At 37.5% G+C, this 891-nt stretch carries 1 protein-coding gene; it reads right to left on the bottom strand.

Going from position 1 to position 891, the window contains the following annotated elements; all coding sequences use genetic code 11:
• Positions 1-857 (bottom strand): RNA-guided endonuclease TnpB family protein (locus tag DXB18_RS16005; RefSeq protein WP_243103573.1); only part of this gene is annotated, 857 nt, incomplete at its 3' end.
• Positions 858-891: the final 34 nt, after the last annotated feature.

The raw sequence follows: 891 nt of genomic DNA, 5'->3' as shown, positions 1-891 counted from the left end.
CCGGATACGGCATGATACTTTCTCAAAATATTATAAGCTCCTACTGCATCTGCATTGTAAATCACGGTACCTACAATGTAGATACCACGCTTTTTTCGATTCCTTTTCTCTGCATAAATGCACGATACTTCTTCTGACTGTGGCGGGCATTGACTGGAATAACTTTCTTCCTGTCTTATCAGGCGAATCCCTTTCATTTTAAGCTTATACTCTAACTGCATATAGATACGGGCATATGGCAGACTGTGAAGTTTCTGGTTGGTTTTCCTTCCCAGATTTTTCTCTTTACGAATCCCCTTGATATCTCCAATTACAACCGTATGAATATCATTCTTTACACAATAGTTCGTGATATACCGTGTCATCTTATGAATATAATCTTTGATACAGTTATTTTTCTTTCGATAAAGCTTCTGCAGATGCTTAGATGTTTTCAGATACTCCCTTTTCCGTACAGCCTGGATCCGATCCCATTGCGACTGGACTCGCGCGATTTCCCTGTTATAAAAATAAGAAAGTGAAAGATATTCTCTCCCAATAATGAACGTTTTTCCTGCATTATCATAACAAGTCATAAGATTATGCAAGCCCAGATCAATCGACAGATAATGTCCATTGTCCTCTTCAGGCAAAACATCTTCCACCTCATAAATAACAAGGATCCTGCTGGTTCCGTCATTTGCCGGTGGATATATTTTGATCTGTTTTATGATATCCATGTTTGAAAAAACAGGATTTTTCAAATAAAGGTATGCAGCACGAATATCATAGGTATGAGCCATATACTCCTTCAGCTTTTTCGGTAAAGAAAGTCTTACTTTGAAAGAGCCTTTTTCATGTTGAATGCCATTTTGCATATAGGTGATCGGCATTTTATCTTTCTTATATCTT

The sequence above is a fragment of the Clostridium sp. OM02-18AC genome (assembly GCF_003481825.1).
GTDB lineage: Bacteria > Bacillota > Clostridia > Lachnospirales > Lachnospiraceae > Brotaphodocola.
Note: the sequence above shows the minus strand (reverse complement) of the source record. Positions and strands in the feature narration are given on the sequence as shown.